Genomic DNA, 25,477 nt, shown 5'->3' on the forward strand with positions numbered 1-25,477 from the left:
GGTCCTGCCTCCCCTTGTATCGGCCCGGCCCCGGAGGGCCGGCTGTCCCGGCCGTTCGGGCGCCGGGTGCCAGGACAATTGTGCCCACTGTTCTCCCCGGGGTACGACCGCTGGGCCGCCCTCCCGGTTGCGTCATCGACACAATCCGGGTGGACGGCCCAGCGGCGGCGTTCCGCCGGGGCGGCCACGGGGGCCGCACCGGGTTGACGTCATGTCATCGGTCAGCGACCGATACGGCTGCGCACCATGCCGAGCATCGCGTTCAGCTCCTCGATCCGCATCTTCCGGGCGATCACCAGGAATACCGCGACCTGGACCGTTCCCGCTACCGCCAGCGTCAGAACGTTGCCCAGCCAACTGTCCAGGAGCGCGAGCATCAGCACCTCGACGGCCAGCCCGAGGGCGGCCGCCGGCAGGGAGGCGATCGCGAGCCGCACGTACGTCTTGGCGATCCGGCCGGTGTCGAGGCCGCCGGTCCGCACCTTGAGCCGGGGGACGGCCACGGCCACGCCGACCGCGTACGCGGCGCCGTAGCCGAGTGCCATGCCGGTGACGGCCCACTGCGCGGGGAGGACCAGCCAGCACAGCACCGCGGTGGCGGCCTGGCAGACGGCCACCCAGAGGGTGTTGGAGAACGGGGTCCGGGTGTCCTCGTACGCGTAGAAACCGCGCAGCAGCACGTACTGCACGGAGTACGGGATCAGGCCCAGGGCGAAGGCGGAGAGCATGTAGCCGATCGACCGGGCGCCGTGCGAGGCGTCGCCGCCGTTGCCGAGGCCGTAGATCGCGGAGCCGATGACCGGGCCGAGCGAGAGGAAGAGGAAGGCGGCGGGCACGATGGCGACGGCCGAGGTGCGCAGCCCGTACGAGAGGTCGTCGCGGACGGCCCCGGCGTCGTGGTCGGCGGCGGCCCGGGAGAGCCGGGGGAGGACGGCGCTCATCACCGACACCGTGACCACGGCCATCGGCAGCTGCCAGATCAGCAGCGCGTTGGAGTAGGCGGCGAGGCCGACGCCGAGGTGACCGTCGGACTCGGCGGCGATGCCCGCGGCGGTGGCGAGCTGGGTGACGACGAGGAAGCCGGCCTGGTTGGCGAGGACGAACAGGAAGGTCCACTTGGCGAGCCGTGCGGCCTTGCCGAGGCCGTGGCCCCGCCAGTCGAAGCGCGGCCTGAACGCGAACCCGGACGCCCGCAGGTAGGGCACCATCGCCAGGGCCTGGACGGCGAGGCCGAGCAGGGTGCCGAGGCCGAGCAGCCGGATGCCCTCCGGGGCGATGGTCTGCGGGGTGACCCCGCTGTGCTGGAACGTGCCGTAGACCCAGAGGTACATCCCGAAGGTGAAGATCACCACGAGGTTGTTGAGGACCGGGGTCCACATCATGGCGCCGAACCGGCCGCGGGCGTTGAGGATCTGGCCCATCACCACGTGCACGCCCATGAAGAAGATCGTGGGCAGGCAGTACCGGGCCAGCGCGACCGTGGTGTCGGCACTCGCCTGGTCGCGCATCAGGGAGTGCGAGATCAGCTGGACGAGGAGCGGCGCGGCGAGGACCGCGACGAAGGCGACGCCCGCGAGACCGGTCATCACGAGGGTGAGGAGGCGGTTGGCGTACGCGGTGCCGCCGTCCTCGTCGTTCTTCATGCTGCGGACCAGCTGCGGCACGAACACGGCGTTCAGCGCGCCGCCGCCGATGAGGATGTACAGCAGCGTCGGCAGCGTGTTGGCGGCGTTGTACGAGTCGCCCATGGTGGCGACGCCGATCGCGGCGGCGATCACCATCGTGCGCAGGAAGCCGGTGCCGCGGGAGACGAGGGTGCCGGTGGCCATGATCGCGCTGGAGTTCACCAGGCTCGCGACCCGGCCGCCGACGGACGGACCGGCGGGCACCGGCGCCGGTGCGGCGAGGGGCGGCGGGGTCGGCGGTGACGCGGGCGGCGTCGCTGCGGCCTTCCCGGCCTTGTCGGCCTTCCCGGCCTTGCCGGGCGCGGTTCCGGGCGCGGCCGGGGGCGCGACGCCGTCGGTGAAGGAGGCGTGCAGTCCGGCCTCCTCCGGGGTGAGCGGCGGGTCGAACTCGATGGCCGGGACGAAGGGCTGCGGCTCGGGTGCGCTGTGGTCGCCGCTGAAGAGCGCGTCGACCCCGAGGTAGTCCGCCGCCTCGTCCTCCTCGGTCCGGACGGTACCGGGGGCGGGCGGGGACGGGCTGGGGGGCGGCGTGACCGTGCCCCGGCCGGCGGCGCCGTCGGCGTCGGGGGAGGACGGGTCCTCGGCAGGGGTGTCGCCGGTGTCGTCGGTGTCGTCGGGGGCGTCCTCGTCCGCGGGCTCCCGGGCGGGCGCCGCCGCGGGACCGGCCGTCCGCGCGTCCGGGTCGTCCCCGTCGGCGTGCCCGCCGCCGGGTGCGCCGGGGCCCTCCGGCGCGTCCGTGTCCCCGGGCCCGTCGGCGGTGAGCACGTCGGTCCCGGGCCAGCGGGGCGCCGGGGTGGCCAGCAGCGGCGGCTCGACGGACACCGCCGCGGGGTGCCGCACCGGCAGGGCGGCGGCCTCGGCGGCGCGCAGCCCGTACGGATCCTGGTCGTCGGCGCTGCCGAACGGGTCGCCCGCGTAGGGGTCGTGGGCGTAGGTGTCGGCGACGTACCGGTCGGAGTCGGTGGGATCTGCGGGCGCCTGCGGGCCCGCGCTACCGGCGCCGCCCCGGCCCTGTGCTCGCTCCTCGCGCGGACCGCTGCTCATGCCACCTCTTCGCTGGTCGGTGGAGCCCGGACGGGGTTCCCTCAGTGACCAACCTTCTCATCACCGGTGGCCCGATCCCGGGCATCTGGGGCGGATGTGGGCGCGGTGCCGGGGCCGTCCGGGGCAGGGTCCGCGGGGACCCCGGCGGCCGGTGCGGCGTCCGCCGTGCCGGGGCCGGCGGTGGGTGCCTCGGCGGCGTCGCGGTCGTCGTCGTCCAGCAGCCGCTCGGGGTCGAGGTCGGTCTCGCCCGCCGCGGAGCGCTTCTTGCGCTGCAGGGAGAACCGGACACCCGCGAGGGCCATGAGCACCACGCCGCCGCCGATCACGTACATGACGCCGCTCGCGACCGAGGTCACCTCGACGGTGAAGGTCACCGGTTCGCCGTACCGGCGCGGGTTCGGGCCGGTCGTCCACAGCTGGGCGGTCATCTGCACCGGGCCGTTGACCTGGGCCTCGGCGGGGAAGCGGAAGGTACGGCTGGTCGTGCCGTCGAGCACCACCGTCTCCGGGTCGCCGACGTTGAGGCGGTTGACCTGCGTCGAGGAGACGCGCAGCTGCAGGTTGCCGACGGCCTGGTTGAGGTCGTTCTTCACGCTGATCAGCAGGGTGGCGTTGTCACCCGGCAGCGTGATCAGGCTCTTCGCGGGCACCCGGACGGCCGCGGTGAGGTTGACGAGGTAGCTCTGCACGCCGTCCCGGTAGGCCGTGCCCTCCTCGGCGTGGTCGCGCCACTGGGTCGACACCGACCGGACCATCGCGGCGTTGAAGGGCCCCCTGACGCGCTGCGGCTGGGTCAGGATGACCAGCAGCTGGTCCAGGCCCTTCTGGACGCCCATGACGGCGTTCAGCGAGGCGCCGTTCAGCTCGGAGCCGCGCAGTTCGTCCGGGTAGGAGCCGGGGACGGAGGAGTTGGCGGCCGGGTCCGCCGGTGCCGCGGCGACCGTGTCGAGCCGGGTCGGCGCGACCCAGCCGTTCGGCTGCGAGGCGGCGGTCAGCGCGCCCGCCAGCGCCTCGGCGGTGCCGACGGTCATCGTCCGCGAGGGCATCACCAGCAGGTTCCGCTGGTTGTCGGGGCGCTGGCCGGTGATCGTCAGGGTCTCGGCGAGGAAGCGCTGCGTGGCGAGGCTCTGCGCCGCGTCGGTGTTCAGGTCGCCCTGGAAGAGCGAGGACAGCGTGGCGTCGGCGACCACGGCGGTCTGCCCGTTGCCGATGGGCCGGGCAGCGTTCGGCGTGTAGGGGAGCGACCGGGGCTCCGGCATGCTGTCGCCGCCGACCAGCACCAGGTCGGCGCCGGCGGTACGGCCGACGGCGGCGGTGGCCTCGTCGAGCCGTCCCCGGTAGGGCCACGCCACGCCGCCGCGGACGTCGACGGCCAGCCGGCCCTCCGCGGTCACCTTGCCGGCCGTCGCGGCCTTGCGCAGCGCGGTGTCCATGCCGGCGAGACCGGCGCCGTTGTGCGCGATCGAGGCGAGGTCGGGGTCGGCGTACGGCAGGGCCACGACCTGCGAGCCGCCCGTCGCCACGGCCGTCCGCAGCTGGGCCAGCCAGTCGGCGGCCACCCGCTGACCGGTGCCGGCGACGGTGTTCTCCTCCTTCGCCGACTCGCCGGCCGTGCCGGGCTTCTGCACCCGGTACGGCTTGGTCATCGCGAAGACGGTGTCCAGGAGGTCCGGATCGACCATCCACGTGAGGTTCGGCAGGGTCTGGCCGATGGCGACCAGGCGGCCGAGGCGGCCGTTCGGGGCGAGCTCGGCGGCGAGGCCGTCGTCGCGCAGCACCGGCATCTGGTCGTTGTCGGGCATGGTCTGGGCGACCAGCTCGGCGGTGTGCGTGATCGGCCACAGCGTGGCGATCTGCGTCTGCCTGGCGCCCGGCTCCGTGTTGTAGGGGAGGAAGGTGCGGGCGATGCCGAGCGCGTGCTCGTCGTCCGCGTCGCGGACGTCCACCGCCAGCTCGTACACGCCGGCCGACTTGAGACCCAGCTCGGAGGCGGTGACCTGCAGGGAGTACGCGCGGGACTGGCCGGGCGCCAGGTCGCCGAGGTCGGCCGTCGGGTGGTCGAGGTCGATGCCGTCCTTGCCGCTCGGGGCGGTGCGCCCGGCGACGGAGTTGATCTCGCTGCGGGTGTCCAGCTCCTCCTTGGAGGAGCGGACCGCCGCGTGCGCGGACCGCAGCGTGGACGACCCGGAGTTGGTCACCGTGCCGGTGATCACGATCGGGGTGCCGTCGGACACCACCGGTGCGGAGAGCGCGTTGATCACGACCGTCGCCGGATACTCCGAGGACGCCGCGACGAAGGCGGGGGCGGCGGCGAGCCCCACGGCCGCGCCGGGTGACGCCAGGGCCGCCGGCGCGGTGGACAGCAGAACGGTGCCGCCGGCCAGCACCGCGCCCAGGCGGAAGGCCGCCCGTCGGACGCGTCCGTACGCTGTCAGGCCGTGCCGCGCCTCGCCCACGTGCTGTGCCCTCGCCGTTCCTCGATCGAATTCCTGGATGGCCGTGCCCACCGGCAGCCCGGTCCCGCCTGCCGCCGACGCCTGCCGCCCCGACGGCGCGCCCGTGCGGGCCACGACCGCTGTCGGGTCCCCCCGCATGGTAACGACGCATCCGGGCGGCCGGTGGTTCGGGCCGCCGCCTGCCGGCCCCGGCCACCGTGCGGCGGCCCGGCGCGGGCTGCGGCGGCGGGAGACGGGCGGCGGGAAACGGACGGGCGGCGGGCCCTGCCGGGCACGTACCCTAGGGAGCCGTGTCCACTGCCAATGAGTCCAGCGTCCATCATTCCAGCTCCGCCGCGCCGACCGCCCTCCCCGGGCTGAGCGAGGCGCAGACCCTCGGTCTGCAGGAGCTGCTCCGGGTCTCCCCGGTCGCCGACGAGATCGCCCGCCGCTTCCGGACCGCCGGTTTCCGGCTGGCCCTGGTCGGCGGATCCGTCCGGGACGCGCTGCTCGGCAGGCTCGGCAACGACCTCGACTTCACCACCGACGCCCGCCCGCACGACGTGCTCAAGCTGGTCAAGGGCTGGGCCGACGCCGTCTGGGACGTCGGCATCGCCTTCGGCACCGTCGGTGCGCGCAAGGACACCGAGGACGGCTCCTTCCTCATCGAGATCACCACCTACCGCTCCGAGGCGTACGACCGCACCTCGCGCAAGCCCGAGGTCACCTACGGCGACACCATCGACCAGGACCTCGTGCGCCGCGACTTCACCGTCAACGCGATGGCCGTCGACCTCCCCGACCGCGGCTTCGTCGACCCCCACCGCGGCCTCGACGACCTGGAGGCCCGGGTGCTGCGCACCCCCGCCACCCCCGAGGAGTCCTTCTCCGACGACCCGCTGCGGATGATGCGCGCCGCCCGGTTCGCCGCGCAGCTCGACTTCACGCCCGCGCCGGAGGTCGTCGCGGCGATGACCGCCATGGCCGAGCGGATCACCATCGTCTCCGCCGAACGCGTCCAGGCCGAGCTCAACAAGCTGCTGCTCGCCGACCACCCGGTGAAGGGCCTGCGCCTGCTCGTCGACACCGGCCTCGCCGACCACGTCCTCCCGGAGCTGCCCGCCCTGCGCCTGGAGAGCGACGAGCACCACCGGCACAAGGACGTCTACGAGCACTCGCTGACCGTCCTGGAGCAGGCCATCGCCCTGGAGACCGCCGGCCCCGACCTCCCGCTGCGGCTCGCCGCGCTGCTGCACGACATCGGCAAGCCGCGCACCCGCCGCTTCGAGCCGGACGGCCGGGTCTCCTTCCACCACCACGAAGTCGTCGGCGCCAAGATGACCCGCAAGCGGATGCGCGCCCTCAAGTACTCCAACGACCTCGTCGACGAGGTCTCCCGCCTCGTCGAGCTGCACCTGCGCTTCCACGGCTACGGGGGCGGCGAGTGGACGGACTCCGCGGTGCGCCGGTACGTCACCGACGCCGGACCGCTGCTGGAGCGCCTGCACAAGCTCACCCGCTCCGACTGCACCACCCGCAACCGCAAGAAGGCCGCCGCCCTCGCCCGCACCTACGACTCCCTGGAGGAGCGCATCACGCTCCTCCAGGAGCGGGAGGAACTCGACGCCATCCGGCCCGCCCTCGACGGCAACCAGATCATGGAACTGCTCGGCATCCGGCCCGGCCCCCAGGTCGGACAGGCCTACAAGCACATGCTGGAACTCCGCCTGGAGCACGGGCCGATGGACCACGAGGCGGCCGTCGCCGCCCTGCGGGAGTGGTGGACCGCACAGCAGTGACGGCCGGCTCGGGCAGCGGCCGGAGGGCTTGAGCGAATCCGCCCGATCGTGTGTATCCGGCCGTTCCGTGCGACCGTCCGACCGGCGGCCGCGTTGCTCCGTCCGAGGGAGGGGAACGCCCCCTCCCGGGGAGGGAGGCACGGCCATGGCTGTGGACGCGGTGCTGCTGGAGTCGCCGACCATGCGGGCGACCGTCGCCGGACGGGTCGAGGCGCTCGACCGGGTCGGCGCGCTGAGCGTGCTGCCGGACGACGTGCACGTCACGACGGAGGGCGTGGCGGCGTACTTCGGGGTCGCCCCGACGGTGATCAAGGGGGTCGTCTTCGACCACCGGCAGGAACTGACGGCCAACGGCTACCGGGTGGTGAGCGGAGCCGAACTGGGTTACTTCAAGCAACTCAGTGGAACCCAGTCGCGTGCCCGCTCGCTCGCGCTGTTCACCCGGCGGGCCGTGCTCAACGTCGCGATGCTCCTGCGCGACAGCGAGACGGCGCGCCGGGTGCGCTGCCACCTGTTGGACGCCGAGGAGCGGAGCCGTCGGGCCGACCCGGTCGGCCGCGCGGTGACCGAACGGCCGCAGCCGCCGGAAGGGTCGCTGGACGCGGCGGTGGCCAGGGTCGCCGAGCGGGTGGTGCGCGATGTCGTCGGCACGGCCGTGGTGCCGCTGCTCACCGCACTGGCGGTCGAGGTCGGCCGCAGCGGCAGCAAGCTCGACGCGCTGGCCGACCGGGTCGACCGGTTGGAGCGCCTCGTGCTGGACGACGACGAGCGCACCGTCGCGCGGCGCCGTCGCCGGCTGCTCGCCGCGATCGACGCGGGAGCGGGCCAGGAGGAACTGGACGCCCTGCTGGGGTGACCGGCGGCCCGGGCCGGTGTCGGCGGATCCACGCGATCCACCGGCACCGGACCGGAGCGGACCTGTCGGTCCGTAGGCCTGCGGTCCTGTCGGGGCGGGCGGTCTCAGAAGGACTTCGGCGAGGACGTCCCGCCGGGGGTGGTGGCCGAGCCGCCGGTGAGCGGGCCGAGGCACAGCACGTAGTGCTTCTTGCGCCAGCGCCGTCCGGTGCTGCCGCTGAAGGTCGCCGTGGTGCCGGGCGTCCCGTCGCAGGCGGCGGGTTCGCCGCCGCTGATGTTCCGCAGCACCTTGTAGGTCGCCTTCGGGTCGGTGCAGGCGATCTTGGAGACCGACTTGTAGCCGGTCTTCTCCACGCATTCGCCGGCCTTCGCCGAGGAGGGCGAGCTGTCGGCGACGAAGAAGCTGACGATCAGCAGGATGCCGCCGAGCACCACCACGCCCGCGCGGAACCAGAAGCGCAGCGGTCGCTTCGGCCTGGAGGCGTTCGGGGGCACGGGGACCGGCTGCTGCTGCCCGGGGTGGCCGCCGGGCGCTCCCTGGCCGGGACCGCCGCCGTACGGGGGCTGCGGTGCGCTGCCGTACGGGCCCGGTGCGGCCGCCGGGCCCGGGTAGCCGTACCCCGGGGGAGCGGGCGGGGGCTGCTGGCCGTAGGCGGGCGGCTGCCCGTACGGCGGCGGGGGCTGCTGCCCGTACGCCGGGGGCTGGCCGTAGGCGGGCGGCTGCTGTGCCGGGCCGGGGTAGCCGTAGGCGGGCGGCTGCCCGTACCCGGGCGGGGGCTGCGGGGCTCCGTAGGCGGGGCCGCCCTGGGGCGCGCCGCCCTGCTGAGGTGTGCCGTACGGATTCTGCGGTGTGCTCATCGATCCCCCCGTGGGCAACTGAGGTGGCGCTGGTGCGCGGACGTACCTTAGCGAGTCGCTGCCGGCGGACGGGGCGTCAGTGTGCCGACGCGCGGTCGAGCCTGGCCGCGCGGGCATAGAGCACCGCACCCGCCGCATAGGCCAGCGCGACCCCTCCGACGACCGCCGCGGAGCGGCCGTTCACCGGCAGGACCAGCGCGGTCACCCCGGCCGCCGCCACGAACGAGATGTTGAACAGTACGTCGTAGACGGCGAAGACCCGCCCCCGGTAGGCGTCCTCGACGGATTCCTGGACGAGGGTGTCGGCGCAGATCTTCGCGCCCTGGGTGACCACGCCGAGCAGCAACGCCGCGGCCAGGCCCGGTGCTTCACGGAACGACAGGCCGAGGGCGGGCACGAACACGGCGGCGGAGGCCAGGCATGCGACCATCCAGCCGGTGAGGCCGAGTCGGCGGGTGCACCAGGGGCTCACCACGGCGGCGACGAAGAAGCCGACGGCGGAGAAGCCGACGGCCCGGCCCAGGCTGGCGAGTCCCGCCGCCGAGTCCTCCGGGCGGTTGAAGGTGTAGCGGGAGAGCATGAGCACCACGACGATCAGGACGCCGTAGCAGAACCGGGCCAGGGTCACCGCGGCCAGGGCGTGCACGGCGGGGCGGCAGTCGCGTACGAGGTGCCGCAGGGCGCGGCCGAGGTCCCGGCCCGCCGTGGTGAGGGCCCGGCGCAGCGGCGGCCGGTCCGGGTGGTGGGTGGGGCCGAGCAGGTCGCGGTCGATCCGCTGGGCGGCGAGTGCGGCGCACAGGTAGAGGAGCGCGGCCAGCGTGACCAGCCCGGCGTCGGCCCGCGGGCCGGGCGGCAGGACCTGGTGGACGAGGAAGCCCAGCACGCCGCCGATGGTGGCGGCGACGGTGCCGAGGGTGGGGGAGGCGGCGTTGGCCGTCACGAGCTGGTCCGGCTCCACGACCCGGGGGAGCGCGGCGGACAGGCCCGCCAGGATGAACCGGTTGAGGGCGGTGACCAGCAGGGCGGAGGCGAAGTACATCCAGTCCGGGGCGCGTCCCAGCAGCAGGGCCGCCGTCACCAGTCCGAGGCCGAACCGGGCGAGGTTGCCGACGAGGAGCACCTGCCGGCGGCGCCAGCGGTCGAGCAGCACGCCCGCGAACGGGCCGACGACGGAGAAGGGCAGCAGCATGACCGCCAGCACGGCGGCGATGTCCTCGGGGGACGACTGCCGTTCCGGGGAGAAGATCACGTAGGCGGCGAGCGAGACCTGGAAGACCCCGTCCGAGAGCTGGCTGAGCATGCGGACGGCCAGCAGCTGCCGGAAGCCGCGCCCGCGCGCCAGCCCGCGGAGCGTGGCCCGGTGGGGTGTCTGCATGATGCCGTCCTCGGTGATCGCCACCCGGACAGGTTGCCATGCCTGGCCGGACGGTTTCACGTGAAACATCGCCGGGTCCCGGCGCCGGGAACGCCGCAGGGGCTCCGGTCATCGACCGGAGCCCCTGGTGAGGCAGGCTGTGCGCGCTCGGCGCGCTGCCGTCGCAACGGCTCTCGCGGGGTTCGGCGCCTCAGCGCCGTTCCGTCGCCGGCTCCGCTGCGGGCGGCGCTCGGTGCGCTACGGCCGCGGGCCTCGTCGGACTCAGCGCTCGACCTCGCCGGCGATGAACTTCTCGACGTTCTCGCGGGCCTCGTCGTCGAAGTACTGCACCGGCGGGGACTTCATGAAGTACGAGGACGCCGACAGGATCGGGCCGCCGATGCCGCGGTCCTTGGCGATCTTCGCGGCGCGCACGGCGTCGATGATGACACCGGCCGAGTTCGGGGAGTCCCAGACCTCGAGCTTGTACTCGAGGTTCAGCGGGACGTCGCCGAAGGCGCGGCCTTCGAGGCGGACGTACGCCCACTTGCGGTCGTCGAGCCACGCGACGTAGTCGGACGGGCCGATGTGGACGTTGCGGGCACCGAGCTCGCGGTCGCGGATCTGCGAGGTGACGGCCTGCGTCTTCGAGATCTTCTTGGACTCCAGGCGCTCGCGCTCGAGCATGTTCTTGAAGTCCATGTTGCCGCCGACGTTCAGCTGCATGGTGCGCTCGAGGATGACACCGCGGTCCTCGAAGAGCTTCGCCATCACGCGGTGCGTGATGGTGGCGCCGACCTGCGACTTGATGTCGTCGCCGACGATCGGCACGCCGGCCTCGGTGAACTTGTCGGCCCACTCCTTGGTGCCGGCGATGAACACCGGGAGGGCGTTCACGAAGGCGACCTTGGCGTCGATGGCGCACTGGGCGTAGAACTTCGCGGCGTTCTCGGAGCCCACCGGCAGGTAGCAGACGAGGACGTCGACCTGGCGGTCCTTGAGGATCGTGACGACGTCGACCGGGGCCTCGTCGGACTCCTCGATGGTCTCCCGGTAGTACTTGCCGAGGCCGTCCAGCGTGTGGCCGCGCTGCACGGTGACGCCGGACGGCGGCACGTCGCAGATCTTGATGGTGTTGTTCTCGCTGTTGCCGATGGCGTCGGCGAGGTCGAAGCCGACCTTCTTGGCGTCGACGTCGAACGCGGCGACGAACTCCACGTCACTGACGTGGTAGTCGCCGAACTGCACGTGCATCAGCCCGGGGACCTTGCCGGCCGGGTCGGCGTCCTTGTAGTACTCGACACCCTGCACCAGCGAGGCGGCGCAGTTGCCCACGCCGACGATGGCTACGCGAACCGAACCCATTCCGGTTGCTCCCTGTTCTCGTGAGCCCCGCCGTCACGGCGGCGCTCATTCCTACTCAAATGACTGTCTGACGGGCGCGATGCGCCCACTCCTCCCACGGACCGGCGCTACGGGAGCGCCGGAAGCCGCGGGTCTCAGCGCTCCTGTGAGGAGCGCCCCGGGCGGTCGTGCGGTGGCCTCGGCGGGTCCGAGGACCCGGCCTCCTGGCCACGGCCGTCCGAAGTCTGTGGTGGTGCACCGGTCGGCGTGGTGCCGCGCCCGGTGCGGTTGGCCCGTTCCGTCTCGATGAGCTCGTTGAGCCAGCGGACCTCGCGCTCCACCGATTCGAGGCCGTGCCGCTGGAGTTCGAGCGTGTAGTCGTCGAAGCGCTCGCGGGTGCGGGCGATCGACGTCCGCATCCGTTCGAGGCGCTCCTCCAGCCGGCTGCGACGGCCCTCCAGCACGCGCATCCGCACGGCCCTGTCGGTCCGGGCGAAGAACGCGAAGTGGACGCCGAAGTGCTCGTCCTCCCAGGCGTCGGGGCCGGAGTCGGCGAGCAGCTCCTCGAAGCGGTGCTTGCCCTCGGCCGACAGCCGGTAGACGATCTTCGACCGCTTGCCGTTGAGCGCCGTGGCCGGGACGTACTCCAGGTCCGGGTTGTCCTCGACCAGGAAGCCCTGGGCGACCAGGTTCTTCAGGCAGGGGTAGAGCGTGCCGTAGGAGAAGGCGCGGAACGATCCGAGCAGGACGTTGAGCCGCTTGCGCAGCTCGTAGCCGTGCATCGGGGCGTCGTGCAGCAGGCCGAGGACGGCGAACTCCAGCACGCCGGAACGCCTGCTCACCCTGCCGCCTCCTCTCCCCGTCGTCGTGGAACGGGCCGGTGCACACGGGTGGCTTATGCCGTCCCGATGTATCGGCTCGATATATCGAGAACAGTAAACCCGGGTCACGATGCGAGCAAGGGGGCCACGCGTGAACGTGATCACAGGGCATTCGGTGGTACTCGGAGCGGTCCGCGTCAAGGGCGACGCGGTGGCGAAGGCAACGGGCCTGTAATGATCTGACGCCAATTTGAGTTATTTGATGCATAATGTCGGATTTGAGGAAGTTCAAGGGTGCGTACGCTGTCGCGTGTGCACGAGGACCACCTCCGGGGTTAAGGCGGTTGCGGGCATCGGATGTGAACCCTGCCTTCGGGCCCGAAGAGCCCGACCGAGGAGTTGCTGAGAGATGAGCGAACACCGGCGCAGGTCGCCCAACGCGGGCGGCGAGCCCTCGGGCCGTCGGGGCGACGGCCGACAGCCCGACGGCCGCCCCCACGCGTACGGCGCGCCGGCGGAGGGGGCCCCTTCCTACGGGCCCCCCGCGCCGGACGAGCTGCGTGCGGACGGGCTGCGCCGCGCCCGGGCCGCCGCCCCCCGGGAGACGGCGCAGCAGCCCCGGCTGACCCGTGCCGAGATGCGCAAGCAGGGCCAGAAGGGCGGCCGCCGTGGTGCGCCCGCCGGCGGCGGTGGCCGGGGCAGCGCCGGCGGCCCGCCCGGCAAGAAGCGCTTCATCGACTACCCGCGGCACGGCAGGGACGGGTTCCGTCGCTGGCTGCCGTCGTGGAAGCAGCTCCTGACGCTGTTCCTCGTCTTCTTCGGCGGCGGTGTCGCGGTGGTCGGTGCGGCCTTCGCCGTCACGGAGGTGCCGGACCCCAACAAGGTCTTCGACGAGCAGAACAACATCTACTACTGGGCCGACAATTCGGAGATGACCCGCAAGGGCACCACCAACCGGCAGATCGTCCAGCTCGGTGACATCAGCCGTGCCGCGCAGGACGCGACCATCGCGGCCGAGAACGAGACGTTCCGCACCGACAGCGGCATCGACCCGAAGGGCATCGCCCGCGCCGTCTACAAGATGGCCACCGGCGGTGAGACCCAGGGTGGTTCGACGATCACCCAGCAGTACGTGAAGAACTACTACCTGAGCCAGGATCAGACCCTGACCCGCAAGGCGAAGGAAATGATCATCACGCTGAAGATCGCCGGCGAGAAGGACGAGGTGCTCAAGGGCTACCTCAACACCAGCTGGTACGGACGGAGTTCGACCGGCATCCAGGCGGCGGCCCAGGCCTACTACGGCGTCGACGCCAAGGACCTCGACGCCTGCAAGGGCGCGATGCTGGCCGGCCTCCTGAAGGGTGCCGGGCTCTACGACCCGTCGCTGAACCCCGAGAACAAGAAGCGCATGCAGGAGCGCTGGGAGTACGTGCTGACGCGGATGGTCGCCGCCGGCTTCATCTCCCAGGCGGACCGCACCGCGTGCGGCGCGACGTTCCCCACGCCGATCGACCCCAAGCCCGCGGCCAACATGACCGGTGAGATCAGCTACCTGGTCGACACCGCGAACAAGTACCTGATGGCGAAGGACCCGACCATCAACCAGGCCAGCCTCCAGCGGGGCGGCTACAAGATCTACACCACGTTCGACAAGGCCAAGGTCGACGCCCTGAAGAAGTCCGTCGAGGGCTTCGAGGCGGACAACCTCAACCCGGAGAAGCGCGACGAGGACAAGTTCGTCCAGATGGGCGCGGCCTCGATCGTGCCCAACGACGGTGCGATCGTGGCGCTCTACGGCGGCTCCGGCATCGAGAACGGGCACTACACCAACAACGCCGACGCCGCCGGCATCCCGGTCGGCTCGACCTTCAAGCCGTTCGTCCTGGCCGCCGCCATGCAGATGGGCGTGCAGACCACGATGGACGAGGACGGCAAGCCGACCCGGATCAGCACCGACAGCCGGTACGAGGCCGACAACCTCTCCGAGATCTTCAAGTCGGACGGCAGCCCGGTCATAGGGGACAACGGCCAGCCGTACAAGCAGCGCAACGACAGCACCTCGAAGCCCGGGTACGTCACGCTCAAGGAGGCCATGCGGAACTCCTACAACGTGCCCTTCGTGCAGCTCAACCAGGACGTCGGCGGCAAGAACGTCGAGGCCCTCGTGAAGCAGATGGGCCTGCGCAAGGAGAGCCTCGCGCCCTCCAGCACCATCACCTTCCCGCTCGGCACCTCGACCCCCAGCGCGATCCGGATGGCCTCCGCCTACTCGGTGTTCGCCGCCAGTGGGCAGCAGGCCGACCCGTACTCGGTGACGAAGGTGCTGAAGGACGGCGTGGAGATGCCGAACTTCACCAAGCCGGCGGTGAAGAAGGTGCTGGACGCCGCGGTCGCCAACGACGTCACGGACGTGCTGGAGAACGTGGCCAAGGCCGGTACCGGCAAGAAGACCAACGAGCTGGGCTTCCCGGTGGCGGGCAAGACCGGTACCACCGACGCCGGTACCTCGGCCTGGTGGGTCGGCTACACCACGAGCCTCTCGACCGCGGTCGGCATGTGGCGCGAGGAGCCGGGCAAGCCCGGCCTGCTCTCGCTCGACGGCACCGCGGGCAAGAAGGAGATCCACGGTGGTGACTTCCCGACCGACGTCTTCACCCGCTACATGAAGATCATCGGCCCCGGCAAGCCGAAGTCCTTCCCGGAGCCCGGTGATTCCGGCGTGAAGCTCGACTCCTCGGGTGCGCCGTCCACCGCCTCGCCCTCGCCCTCCGCCTCGGCCTCGCCGAGCGCGTCCGACTCGGCCTCGCCGTCGGCCTCGCCGACCGCGACCGGGCCCAGCCCGGGAAGCAGCCCGTCGCCCACGGCGACGGACAGCTGCCTCATCCTGTGCCCGCCGACCAGGACGCCCACCCGGCCGGGCAAACCGTCGCCCACGGCGACCGACACCAGCAGTCCGCAAGCCGGCCAGTAGAGCAGCGGCACCACTCCGGCGCCGGCCCACCCTTCGGGGCGGGCCGGCGCCGGAGTGTTTGCCGGGGTCTCCTCGTCCTCCGAGCGGTGGTGCGGCAGGATGTGCGCCATGACGCCCAGCACCCGTGACGACAGCGCCGCGGCCCCACCCGCCCCGGCCGCCGGCCCGCTGCCCAACACCGTCGTCGTCCCGGCGGACGAGGACCCGGTTGCCGCGGCCGGCAGTGAGTTCCTCGGAGGCCCGCCCGGCCGCCGCGCCCTGCTCGGGACGTCCTGGTGGACCCCGGCCCGTTTCCTGGCGCTGGTCGTCATCGTCACGTACGTGCTGGGGCTCGCCCAGAAGATCCCGTGCTACGAGGGCGGGTGGTTCCAGGGCGCCACCACGCAGTACACGCACGCCTGTTACAGCGACATCCCGCACCTCTTCTCGGGCCGCGGCTTCGACACCGGACGCCACCCGTACCTGGACCAGCTGCCGTCGCCCTCGGCCGACATGCAGTACCTGGAGTACCCGGTGCTGACCGGCCTGTTCATGCAGGTCGCGGCATGGATGACGAAGTCCGGCGGGGCCCTGCAGGAGCGCGAGCAGTGGTTCTGGATGGTCAACGCGGGCATGCTGATGATCTGCGCGGTCGTCACGGTCGTCGCGCTGACCCGCACGCACCGCCGCCGCCCCTGGGACGCGCTGCTGTTCGCGCTGGCACCCTGCCTGGCGCTCGACTCCACGATCAACTGGGACATGCTCGCCGTCGCGCTGGCGGCCGTCGCGATGGCGTACTGGGCCAACTCCCGTCCCACGGCGGCCGGTGTCTTCATCGGGCTGGCCACCGCCGCCAAGCTCTATCCCGTGCTGCTGCTCGGTCCGCTCCTGGTGCTGTGCTGGCGGGCCGGGCGCTGGCGGGCGTTCGGGCAGGCGCTCGGGGGTGCGGCCGCGGCCTGGCTGCTGGTGAACCTTCCGGTGATGATCGCCAACTTCAAGGGCTGGGCGACGTTCTACACCTTCAGCCAGGTGCGCAAGGAGGACTTCGGCTCGTTCTGGCTGATCCTCATGCAGAACCGCAACGAGCAGCTGCCCACCCTCAACACCTGGATCTCGGTGCTGCTGGTGCTCTGCTGCCTGGGCGTCGGCTGGCTGGCGCTGTCGGTGGCGCGCCGCCCGCGCTTCGCGCAGCTGGCGTTCCTGGTGGTGGCAGCGTTCGTGCTCACCAACAAGGTCTACTCGCCGCAGTACGTGCTCTGGCTGATCCCGCTCGCGGTGCTGGCCCGTCCGCGCTGGCGCGACTTCCTGATCTGGCAGACCTGCGAGGTGCTGTACTTCCTCGGGGTGTGGTCCTACCTCGCCTACACGGGCGACTCCAAGCAGCACGGCATCGGCCAGGACTGGTACCACCTGGCGATCGCGGTGCACCTGCTCGGCACGCTCTACCTCTGCGTGATGGTGATCCGCGACATGCTCCACCCGGAGGTCGACCCGGTGCGCTGGGACGGCAGCGACGACCCGTCCGGCGGTGTGCTGGACGGCGCCCCCGACGTGTTCGTGCTCGGCACCGCCCGGCGCCTGCGGGAGGAGGCGACGTACAGCGCGTTCGCGCCGCAGCCGCAGACCGACTGGCTCGCGGACGTCGCCGAGGCCCGCCACGACGTGCTCGGTGCGGACGCGGACCCGGACGGCGACCCGGACGGCGAACCGGGCGGGGACGCGGCCGCCGGGCACGCGCAGCCGGTCGGGCCGGTCGGGCCGGCGCCGGAGCCCGAGCGCCCGTAGTGCCGCGTGACCGGTGGACCGGACCTGCCCGGACGGACGGACAGACGGACGGACGGACGGACGGGCCCGGGCACGGCAGGGCCTACCGGTCGACCACCCGGTCGAAGTGGGTCGTGGTGTGACGGATGTTCAGGGCGAGCTCGTCGCCGATCACCGGCGGCTTGACGTCGCCCGGCAGGAAGAGGATCGACACCTGCATGTGGGGCGGTTCGGCGAACCAGAGCTGCCGACCGTCCCACACGTAGGGGGAGAGGGTGCGGTTCACCGTGGCGAGGCCCGCCCGGGCCAGTCCCTTGGCCCGCGGCAGCATGCCGTGCAGGTACTTGGGGGCCTCCAGGCCGACGCCGTGGGCGGTGCCCCCCGTCACCACGAGGAGATGGCCGTCGGACGGCGCCTTGTGCTGGCGGTAGCCGTACCGGTCGCCCTTGGCGACGGTGGTGACGTCGAGGACGGAGGCCGCGGCGTGCAGGGCCTGGACGTCGCCGAGCCAGAGCCGGGTGCCGATCCGGGAGCGGAACACCGTGTCGGGGAAGAGGGCGCCGAGGCGGGTCACGTCCGGGGCCGCCAGGTGGCTCAGGTAGACCGTGGCGGGAGGCGGCCCGGCGGCGGAGACCGCCCGCACCCAGTCGGCAACCTCCTCCACCGGGTCGGAGCCGTCCGGCCGGTCCAGCGGCAGGTGCAGCGCGAAGCCCTCCACGACCGGCCCGTCGGCGGGCAGCTTCGGCAGGTCGGTCCGGGCGATGCCGTGCCGGCGCATCGAGGTCATGCACTCGACCACCACCCGGGTGCCGGCGGGCAGGGCCCGCAGCACGTCCGCGTGGGCCACCGTGCGGACGGTCCGGGCCGGGAGGCCCGGCACGTCCTCGCCGGCCCGGCAGGGGGTGAGCACCAGGACGTCCCCGGGGAAGTCGACGGCGGCGGCCTCGCGGGCGGTGCCGACCGCGAGGACGCCCGTGCCGAGCCGGGCCGCCTCCTCGGCGAGGCGGGTGACGCCCAGCCCGTAGCCGTTGCCCTTGGCGACCGGCACCAGACCGGGGAAATCCGCCAGCACCGCCTGCTGGTGCGCCCGCCAGCGGGCGGTGTCCACGTACAGCGACAGGGTCATCGGTCACTCCCCGAGGATGTGGTGAGCGCGCCTCAGCGGCGCGACATGTAGAGGTCGAGTGCCTTGTGCAGGAGCTTGTTCAGCGGGAAGTCCCACTCGCCGAGGTACTCGGCGGCCTGGCCGCCGGTGCCCACCTTGAACTGGATCAGGCCGAAGAGGTGGTCGTCCTCCTGCAGCGTGTCGCTGATGCCGCGCAGGTCGTAGACGGCGGCGCCGAGCGCGTACGAGTCGCGCATCATCCGCCACTGGACGGCGTTCGACGGCTTGACCTCGCGCTTGTGGTCGGCGGAGGCGCCGTAGGAGTACCAGACGTGCTCGCCGACCACGAGCATCGTCGTCGCCGCCAGCGGCTCGCCCTCGTGGTAGGCGATGTAGAGGCGCATCCGGTTCGGGTCCTCGTCGGTCAGCGCGCGCCACATGCGCTGGAAGTACGAGAGCGGACGCGGCGTGAAGTGGTCCCGCTCCGCGGTGACGAGGTAGAGCTGGTGGAAGACCGGGAGGTCCTCGTAGCCGCCCTGGACGACCTCGACGCCGCTCTTCTCGGCCTTCTTGATGTTGCGCCGCCAGAGCTGGTTGAAGCCGCGCTGCACGTCGTCGAGCGAGCGGTCGGCGAGCGGCACCTGGAAGACGTACCGGGGCTGGACGTCGCCGAAGCCCGCACCGCCGTCCTCGCCCTGCAGCCAGCCGGCCTTGCGCAGCCGGTCGGCGATCTCGAAGGCCCGCGGCTCGTACCAGTCGGGTTCGACGTCGCGCAGCCGCTTGGCCTGCGGGTCGGCCATCGCGGCCTTGATCGTGCCGGCGTCCCACCGGCGGACGACCACCGGCGGGCCCATCTTCACCGAGAACGCGCCCTGCGCCTTGAGGTGCGCGAGCATCGGCTGGAGCCAGCCGTCGAGGTCGCGGTCGAACCAGTCGATCACCGGGCCCTCCGGCAGGTAGGCCAGGTAGCGCTTCACCTTCGGCAGCTGGCGGTAGAGCACCAGCCCGGCGCCGACGATCGTGCCGGTGCTGTCGAACCAGCCGAGGCTCTCGGAGCGCCACTCCGCCTTGACGTCCGACCAGGACGGCACCTGCATGTGGCTGGCGGAGGGACGGGACTGGATGAAGGCCAGGTGTTCCTTGCGGGTGATCGTCCTCATGCGCAGGCTCATGCGGGGCTGCTCCTCCTCGGTCGGGCGGTCCAGGGGTGAGATCACGGCGACCCTATCGCCCGGAATGGTCCGTTTCGGTGGGGCTGGGCCGACGTGCCGGAGCCCTCCCCGCATACCTGTGCACAGGTAAGGACGCGGGGAGGGCGCCGGAGGTCACGCAGAATTCCGGCGCGCGGTCGTCGTTACACGCCCCCGAAGAACCCGCCGTGGGAAAGGCCCAGGTAGAAGCCGAAGCCCGCCAGGCCCACGGAGATGATGAGGACGAAGCGCTCGGCGGTGGTGACCGAGATGAACTGCCCCCACATGCCGGCCACGATCCCGAAGAGTCCGGTCCACGAGGTCATGATGTGGAGGCTGTCGAAGAACGAGCTGACGAACGCCAGCACGCCCAGGACGGCCGCCGCCGCGGCGAGGGAGTTCTCGCGCGGGTGCGTGTGTCCGTCGGTGTTGAGGGTGACGGCCGGAAATCGGCGAAGGGTCTGTGCCATGGAGCCCACCTCCCGGGGTGGATCGGGGCGATCCGCACGGCGCGCGTCGGAGACGTGCCGTTCTGTCCAGATTGATGGTGATATGCCCAGGATCACAACCGGTAGGCATTTTGGTCCGCCGCACCCGGGCAGGTAGGCTGTGCGGTCTGCACTGGTGTAGATGTGCACCCGTGTGCCCTTCGCCGGGCACCGGTTGTCAGACCCCGCCACTACGGTGGTCGGAGTCGTCGCTGCACCGGTGCGACGCTGCACAACCCTCCTGCCACGGAGAGACCGTGGCCGTTGAGCCCAAAGGAGGTGGGTTACCCATGCGTCACTACGAGGTGATGGTGATCCTCGACCCGTCGGTCGAGGAGCGCGCTGTCTCCCCCCTGATCGAGAACTTCCTCAACGTTGTCCGCACTGGTGGCGGCAAGGTCGAGAAGATCGACACCTGGGGCCGTCGCCGTCTGGCCTACGAGATCAACAAGCAGTCCGAGGGCATCTACTCGGTCATCGACCTGAAGGCCACGCCTGAGGTCGTCAAGGAGCTCGACCGCCAGCTCGGCCTGAGCGAGTCGGTCCTGCGGACCAAGGTCCTGCGCCCGGACACCCACTGAGCCACTGCTGACACCTCCGGGTGTCGGGAGGCTCACGTCCGGTGTTTCACGTGAAACACCGAGCGAGCACCGCAGAACTCCTTTTCCGAGAGGTCACCACCACCATGGCAGGCGAGACCGTCATCACCCTCGTCGGCAATCTCGTCGACGACCCCGAGCTGCGCTTCACCCCGTCGGGTGCGGCGGTCGCGAAGTTCCGTATCGCGTCCACCCCGCGCACCTTCGATCGTCAGACGAACGAGTGGAAGGACGGCGAGAGCCTCTTCCTCACGTGCAACGTCTGGCGTCAGCCGGCGGAGAACGTGGCCGAGTCGCTGCAGCGCGGCATGCGCGTCATCGTGCAGGGCCGACTGCGCCAGCGGTCTTACGAGACCAAGGAAGGCGAGAAGCGGACGGTCTTCGAGGTCGAGGTCGACGAAGTCGGCCCGAGCCTGCGGTCGGCGACCGCCAAGGTCACCCGGGCCAACCGGTCCGGCGGCCAGGGCGGTGGCGGCAGCTTCGGCGGCCAGCAGGGCGGCGCGCCGTCCGGTGGCAACTGGAGCGGCGGCGGCCAGCAGGGCGGCAGCGGTGGCGGCAACTGGGGTGGAAACTCCGGCGGCGGCCAGTCCGGCCCGTCCGACGACCCGTGGGCCTCTTCGGCTCCCTCTGGTGGAAACCAGGGCGGCAGCTGGGGCGGCAACTCGGGCGGCGGCTTCTCGGAGGAGCCCCCGTTCTAAAGCGGTGCGCGCCGGGCACGGTCCTCGGACCGGGCCCAGGCATGCTGAGAGATTTCGTGCGGTCCGACGTCCACCGTGTCGACGGACCGTCCATTCCCAATGGAGCACATGATGGCGAAGCCGCCTGCTCGCAAGCCGAAGAAGAAGGTTTGCGTCTTCTGCAAGGACAAGGTCAACTACGTTGACTACAAGGACACGAACCTGCTGCGGAAGTTCATCTCCGACCGCGGCAAGATCCGTGCCCGCCGGGTCACCGGCAACTGCACCCAGCACCAGCGCGACGTCGCCACGGCTGTGAAGAACAGCCGTGAGATGGCGCTGCTGCCCTACACCTCCACCACGCGCTAAGAGAGGGTGACCGAAGAATGAAGATCATCCTCACTCACGAGGTCCCCGGCCTCGGCAGCGCCGGTGAGGTCGTCGAGGTCAAGGACGGCTACGCCCGCAACTTCCTGGTCCCGCGTGGCTTTGCCATCCGCTGGACCAAGGGCGGCCAGAAGGACGTCGACGCGATCCGTCGCGCCCGCAAGATCCACGAGATCCAGACCCTCGAAGCCGCCACCTCGGTGAAGGCGAAGCTCGAGGGCCTGCAGGTCAAGCTGGCCGTTCGCTCCGGCGACGCCGGCCGCCTGTTCGGCTCCGTGACCCAGGCCGACGTCGTCGCCGCCATCAAGGCTGCCGACGGCCCGGTCGTGGACAAGCGCGCCGTCGCGATCGCCTCGCCGATCAAGACCGTGGGCACCCACAAGGTCTCGGTCAAGCTGCACTCCGACGTGCTGGCCAACCTCGACGTCGACGTCGTGGCCGGCTGACTGCCGTAGTCGTGGCCCGAGGGCCGGTCTCCCCCCGGGGAGGCCGGCCCTCGGTCGTGTCCGGCGCCCGTGCCCTCCCGGCGCGGGCGCCGGCTCCGTTCAGGTCCGCACCGCGCCGGTGACCAGCCACCGCCCGGTGCGCACCCGCAGGACGAGGAACGCCGTCCGGGTGAGCATGAAGAGGTTCATCGCCCACCACAGGCCGGCCAGCCCGCCGCCGAGCAGCGGCACGGCGACCGCCGCGGGAACGAACACCAGCAGCGTGCCCAGCATCGCCCGCGCGAGGTAGCCGCCGTCCCCGGCGCCCATCAGGACACCGTCCAGGACGAAGACGATCCCGCCCGCCGGCTGGGTCAGGGCGGCCAGCAGCAGCGCGGTCGACAGCAGGCCCCGCACGGCCGGGTCGGCGGTGAACATCGGCACGTACAGCGGTCCGGCCGCCACCATCAGCAGGCCGAGCACCACCCCGGTGCCCAGGCCCCACCGGAGCATCCGCCGGGTCGCCGCCCGGGCCCCCGGCACGTCGTCGGCCCCCAGGTGGCGGGCGACGATCGCCTGGCCGGCGATGGCGATCGCGTCCAGCGCGAAGGCGGTGAACACCCAGATGGTCAGCGTGATCTGGTGCGCCGCGATCTCGGCGTCGCCGAGGTTGGCCGCCACGGCGGTGGCGATCAGCAGGACCGCGCGCAGGCTGAGGGTGCGCACCATCAGCGGCCCGCCGGCCCGGGCGCAGGCCCGGATGCCGGTTGGGTCCGGGCGCAGGCTCGCGCCCTCGCGGCGGGCCCCCCGCACCACCACCAGCAGGTACGTCGCGGCCATGCCGTTCTGCGCCAGCACGGTGCCCCACGCGGAGCCCGCCACGCCGAGCCCGGCGCCGTACACCAGGCCGAGGTTGAGCCCGGCGTTGGCGGCGAACCCGGCCACCGCCACCAGCAGCGGGGTGCGGGTGTCCTGGAGGCCGCGGAGCACGCCGGTGGCCGCCAGCACCACCAGCATCGCCGGTATGCCGAGGGCGCTGATCCGCAGGTAGGTGACGGCGTACGGGGCGGCCGTGGGGGAGGCGCCCAGGAGCGCGGCGGCCTGGGGGGCGAGCGCGAGGGTGAGCACCGTCAGCCCGGCGGAGAGCAGCAGGGCGAGCCAGAGGCCGTCCACGCCCTGCTGGACGGCGGCGCGGCGGTCGCCCGCGCCGATGCGGCGGGCCACGGCGGCGGTGGTGGCGTACGCGAGGAAGACGAAGACGCCGATGGCGGTGGTGAGGGCGGCCGAGGCGATGCCGAGGCCGGCCAGCTGGGCGGTGCCGAGGCGGCCGACGATGGCGGAGTCGGCCAGCAGGAAGAGCGGTTCGGCGACCAGGGCGCCGAAGGCCGGTACGGCGAGGGCGAGGATCTCGCGGTCGTGGCGGCGGCGGGTGGACGGCGTGGTCATGTGAGCCAGCCTACTCATCCACAGGTAAGGGATGTGGGTGGACTGCATCACTTACTCGAAATCCTGATCGAGATCCACCCCGGGCCCGGTCCGTGCGGTGGACGCAGTGGATACCCGGCCGTGTGAAGTATTTCTCATGCACAGCCGTCCGAGGAGGGAGGCGCAGGTCAGGAGGTTGACGGTAGGGGGGTCGTGCGGTTATCCACAGAGCCGTCCACAGGGTTGTGCACAGGTTTGCGGCACTTCTCCACAGCCCGGCGCCCGTCGTCCACACCCCCTGTGGATAACCATCTTGGCCGAACGGCCCCCGGCGCCGTAGCGTGGGCCCCGACCCGACCTCCCGGCCCTCCGCCCCCGTACCGCGGCGGACCGCGCCCGCACCGTGCGACACCTGGTGCCCGGCGCCGGAAATGTCGGCCCGGTGGCGTAGGAAGGAGCCGCGCCACCGGCAAGGCTCGCACCACTCGCACGACTCGCTGATCGGGGAACACGCGTTGACCGGCCCCCAGTACGACGACCACGACGTCCCCCCGCCGCCGGAGGACGACTGGCAGCCGTCCGACGACGCCTTCGCCCCGGGGGCCTCGTTCCCCGACACCCCCAGCGACCGCCTGCCGGTCTCCCGGGGCCGCGGCGAGGTCGGCGGCCGCGACGGTGCGGGCAAGGGGACGTTCCAGCGGGGCGAGGGCTCGTACCAGAAGGGCGACCGGCGCCGCCGCGACGACCGCGACGGCGGCGCGTCCGAGGACCGCAGCCCCTCCGGCGAGAGCTTCGAGCGGGTGCCGCCGCAGGACCTCGCGGCCGAGCAGTCCGTGCTGGGCGGCATGCTGCTGTCCAAGGACGCCATCGCCGACGTCGTCGAGGTGCTCAAGCCCGCCGACTACTACCGGCCCGCCCACGAGATGATCCACGGCGCGATCCTCGACCTGTACGCCCGGGGCGAGCCGGCCGACCCGATCACCGTCGCCGGCGAGCTGACCAAGCGCGGCGAGCTGGCCCGCGTCGGCGGCCCCGGCTACCTCCACACCCTCGTCAACTCCGTTCCCACCGCGGCCAACGCCGAGTACTACGCCGAGATCGTCCACGAGCGGGCGGTGCTGCGGCGGCTCGTCGAGGCCGGCACCCGGATCGCGGGCATGGGTTACGCCGGCGAGGGCGACGTCGACGAGATCGTCAACGCCGCCCAGGCCGAGATCTACGCCGTCACCGAGCAGCGCACCAGCGAGGACTACGCGCCGCTGGCCGACATCATGGAGGGCGCCCTCGACGAGATCGAGGCGATCGGCTCCCGGGCCGGCCAGATGTCCGGCGTGCCCACCGGATTCGCCGACTTCGACGCCCTCACCAACGGCCTCCACCCCGGGCAGATGATCGTCATCGCGGCCCGTCCCGCGATGGGCAAGTCGACCCTCGCCCTGGACTTCGCCCGGGCCTGCTCCATCCACAACAACCTGCCGAGCGTGATCTTCTCGCTCGAAATGGGCCGCAACGAGATCGCGATGCGCCTCCTCTCGGCCGAGGCGCGGGTCGCCCTGCACCACATGCGGTCCGGCAACATGACCGACGACGACTGGACGCGCGTCGCGCGCCGCATGCCCGACGTCACCAACGCGCCCCTCTACATCGACGACTCGCCGAACCTGTCGATGATGGAGATCCGCGCCAAGTGCCGCCGCCTCAAGCAGCGCAACGACCTCAAGCTCGTCGTCATCGACTACCTCCAGCTGATGCAGGCGGGCGGCTCGCGCCGCGCCGAGAGCCGCCAGCAGGAGGTCTCGGACATGTCCCGTAACCTCAAGCTCCTCGCGAAGGAGCTGGAGGTGCCGGTCATCGCGCTCTCCCAGCTGAACCGTGGCCCCGAGCAGCGCACCGACAAGAAGCCGATGGTCTCCGACCTCCGCGAGTCGGGCTCCATCGAGCAGGACGCCGACATGGTCGTCCTGCTGCACCGCGAGGACGCCTACGAGAAGGAGTCGCCCCGCGCGGGCGAGGCCGACCTGATCGTCGCCAAGCACCGTAACGGCCCCACCGCGACCATCACCGTGGCCTTCCAGGGCCATTACTCGCGCTTCGTCGACATGACCCGCGACGTCACCTGAGCCGGCCGCCCGCGGAGCCGTCCGTCGCGGGGAGGGCGGCAGGGGGCGGGCGCCGGGCGGGGTCAGGCCTGCGGGAGCCGTAGCGCCGGGCTGCGGAATTGTCTGATGACACCTCAGAGTGGTTCGGGTACCCTCGCCGAGGCCGGGCC

At 72.0% G+C, this 25,477-nt stretch carries 19 protein-coding genes; 9 read left to right on the forward strand and 10 right to left on the reverse strand.

Annotated features, from left to right (window positions below):
• Positions 1-221 precede the first annotated feature (221 nt).
• The gene (gene murJ, locus OG335_RS19075) at positions 222-2,729 is read right to left on the reverse strand and encodes a murein biosynthesis integral membrane protein MurJ (RefSeq protein WP_405012325.1); all 2,508 of its coding nucleotides are present in this window, start codon (positions 2,727-2,729) and stop codon (positions 222-224) included.
• Positions 2,730-2,770: 41 nt separating this feature from the next.
• Positions 2,771-5,185, reverse strand: coding sequence for a DUF6049 family protein (locus OG335_RS19080; RefSeq protein ID WP_405012326.1), 2,415 nt, complete (start codon positions 5,183-5,185; stop codon positions 2,771-2,773).
• Positions 5,186-5,541: 356 nt separating this feature from the next.
• Between OG335_RS19080 and OG335_RS19085 the strand changes: the two genes are divergently transcribed.
• Entirely contained in the window at positions 5,542-6,963 is a 1,422-nt protein-coding gene (locus tag OG335_RS19085) for a CCA tRNA nucleotidyltransferase (RefSeq protein WP_405015450.1), read from the forward strand.
• Between the two features lie 145 nt (positions 6,964-7,108).
• Complete coding sequence (locus OG335_RS19090) at positions 7,109-7,819, forward strand: restriction endonuclease (protein ID WP_405012327.1); 711 nt, start codon at positions 7,109-7,111, stop codon at positions 7,817-7,819.
• Between the two features lie 104 nt (positions 7,820-7,923).
• Here the strand turns inward: OG335_RS19090 and OG335_RS19095 are convergent, their stop codons facing one another.
• From OG335_RS19095 to OG335_RS19110, 4 genes are all read right to left on the reverse strand, one after another.
• Positions 7,924-8,676, reverse strand: a complete 753-nt coding sequence (locus OG335_RS19095; RefSeq protein ID WP_405012328.1) for a hypothetical protein — start codon at positions 8,674-8,676, stop codon at positions 7,924-7,926.
• A 76-nt stretch (positions 8,677-8,752) separates the two neighbouring features.
• Complete coding sequence (locus OG335_RS19100) at positions 8,753-10,051, reverse strand: MFS transporter (protein ID WP_405015451.1); 1,299 nt, start codon at positions 10,049-10,051, stop codon at positions 8,753-8,755.
• 261 nt (positions 10,052-10,312) lie between these two features.
• Positions 10,313-11,395 (reverse strand): inositol-3-phosphate synthase, encoded by a 1,083-nt coding sequence (locus OG335_RS19105; protein ID WP_405012329.1) that lies wholly within the window; start codon positions 11,393-11,395, stop codon positions 10,313-10,315.
• 134 nt (positions 11,396-11,529) lie between these two features.
• A complete protein-coding gene (locus tag OG335_RS19110) occupies positions 11,530-12,216 on the reverse strand; it encodes a PadR family transcriptional regulator (RefSeq protein WP_405012330.1) in 687 nt (228 codons plus the stop codon).
• Positions 12,217-12,604: 388 nt separating this feature from the next.
• On the opposite strand from OG335_RS19110, the gene OG335_RS19115 reads away from it, so the two are divergent.
• Complete coding sequence (locus tag OG335_RS19115) at positions 12,605-15,169, forward strand: transglycosylase domain-containing protein (protein ID WP_405012331.1); 2,565 nt, start codon at positions 12,605-12,607, stop codon at positions 15,167-15,169.
• 99 nt (positions 15,170-15,268) lie between these two features.
• Positions 15,269-16,933, forward strand: coding sequence for a glycosyltransferase family 87 protein (locus OG335_RS19120; protein ID WP_405012332.1), 1,665 nt, complete (start codon positions 15,269-15,271; stop codon positions 16,931-16,933).
• A gap of 82 nt (positions 16,934-17,015) precedes the next feature.
• Here OG335_RS19120 and OG335_RS19125 read toward each other — a convergent pair whose 3' ends face one another.
• The 3 genes from OG335_RS19125 to OG335_RS19135 form a co-directional block, all read right to left on the reverse strand.
• Positions 17,016-18,038, reverse strand: a complete 1,023-nt coding sequence (locus OG335_RS19125; protein WP_405012333.1) for an alanine racemase — start codon at positions 18,036-18,038, stop codon at positions 17,016-17,018.
• Positions 18,039-18,070: 32 nt separating this feature from the next.
• A complete protein-coding gene (locus OG335_RS19130) occupies positions 18,071-19,189 on the reverse strand; it encodes a lipid II:glycine glycyltransferase FemX (RefSeq protein WP_405012334.1) in 1,119 nt (372 codons plus the stop codon).
• A gap of 182 nt (positions 19,190-19,371) precedes the next feature.
• Entirely contained in the window at positions 19,372-19,677 is a 306-nt protein-coding gene (locus tag OG335_RS19135) for a hypothetical protein (RefSeq protein ID WP_405012335.1), read from the reverse strand.
• Positions 19,678-19,985: 308 nt separating this feature from the next.
• On the opposite strand from OG335_RS19135, the gene rpsF reads away from it, so the two are divergent.
• The 4 genes from rpsF to rplI all read left to right on the forward strand — a co-directional run bounded on the left by rpsF (position 19,986) and on the right by rplI (position 21,804).
• Complete coding sequence (gene rpsF / locus OG335_RS19140; RefSeq protein ID WP_405012336.1) at positions 19,986-20,276, forward strand: 30S ribosomal protein S6; 291 nt, start codon at positions 19,986-19,988, stop codon at positions 20,274-20,276.
• Positions 20,277-20,380: 104 nt separating this feature from the next.
• Entirely contained in the window at positions 20,381-20,992 is a 612-nt protein-coding gene (locus tag OG335_RS19145; protein WP_405012337.1) for a single-stranded DNA-binding protein, read from the forward strand.
• Between the two features lie 111 nt (positions 20,993-21,103).
• Positions 21,104-21,340 carry a 30S ribosomal protein S18 gene (rpsR, locus tag OG335_RS19150; RefSeq protein ID WP_030270170.1) on the forward strand — a complete coding sequence of 79 codons (237 nt, stop codon included), beginning with the start codon at positions 21,104-21,106 and terminating at the stop codon, positions 21,338-21,340.
• A 17-nt stretch (positions 21,341-21,357) separates the two neighbouring features.
• Positions 21,358-21,804, forward strand: coding sequence for a 50S ribosomal protein L9 (gene rplI, locus OG335_RS19155; protein ID WP_405012338.1), 447 nt, complete (start codon positions 21,358-21,360; stop codon positions 21,802-21,804).
• Positions 21,805-21,903: 99 nt separating this feature from the next.
• Here rplI and OG335_RS19160 read toward each other — a convergent pair whose 3' ends face one another.
• Entirely contained in the window at positions 21,904-23,229 is a 1,326-nt protein-coding gene (locus OG335_RS19160; RefSeq protein WP_405012339.1) for an MATE family efflux transporter, read from the reverse strand.
• A 494-nt stretch (positions 23,230-23,723) separates the two neighbouring features.
• On the opposite strand from OG335_RS19160, the gene dnaB reads away from it, so the two are divergent.
• Positions 23,724-25,328: a replicative DNA helicase gene (gene dnaB / locus OG335_RS19165; protein ID WP_405012340.1), complete on the forward strand. Its 1,605-nt coding sequence runs from the start codon at positions 23,724-23,726 to the stop codon at positions 25,326-25,328.
• Positions 25,329-25,477 lie beyond the last annotated feature (149 nt).

The sequence above is a fragment of the Kitasatospora sp. NBC_01539 genome (assembly GCF_045040525.1).
GTDB lineage: Bacteria > Actinomycetota > Actinomycetes > Streptomycetales > Streptomycetaceae > Kitasatospora.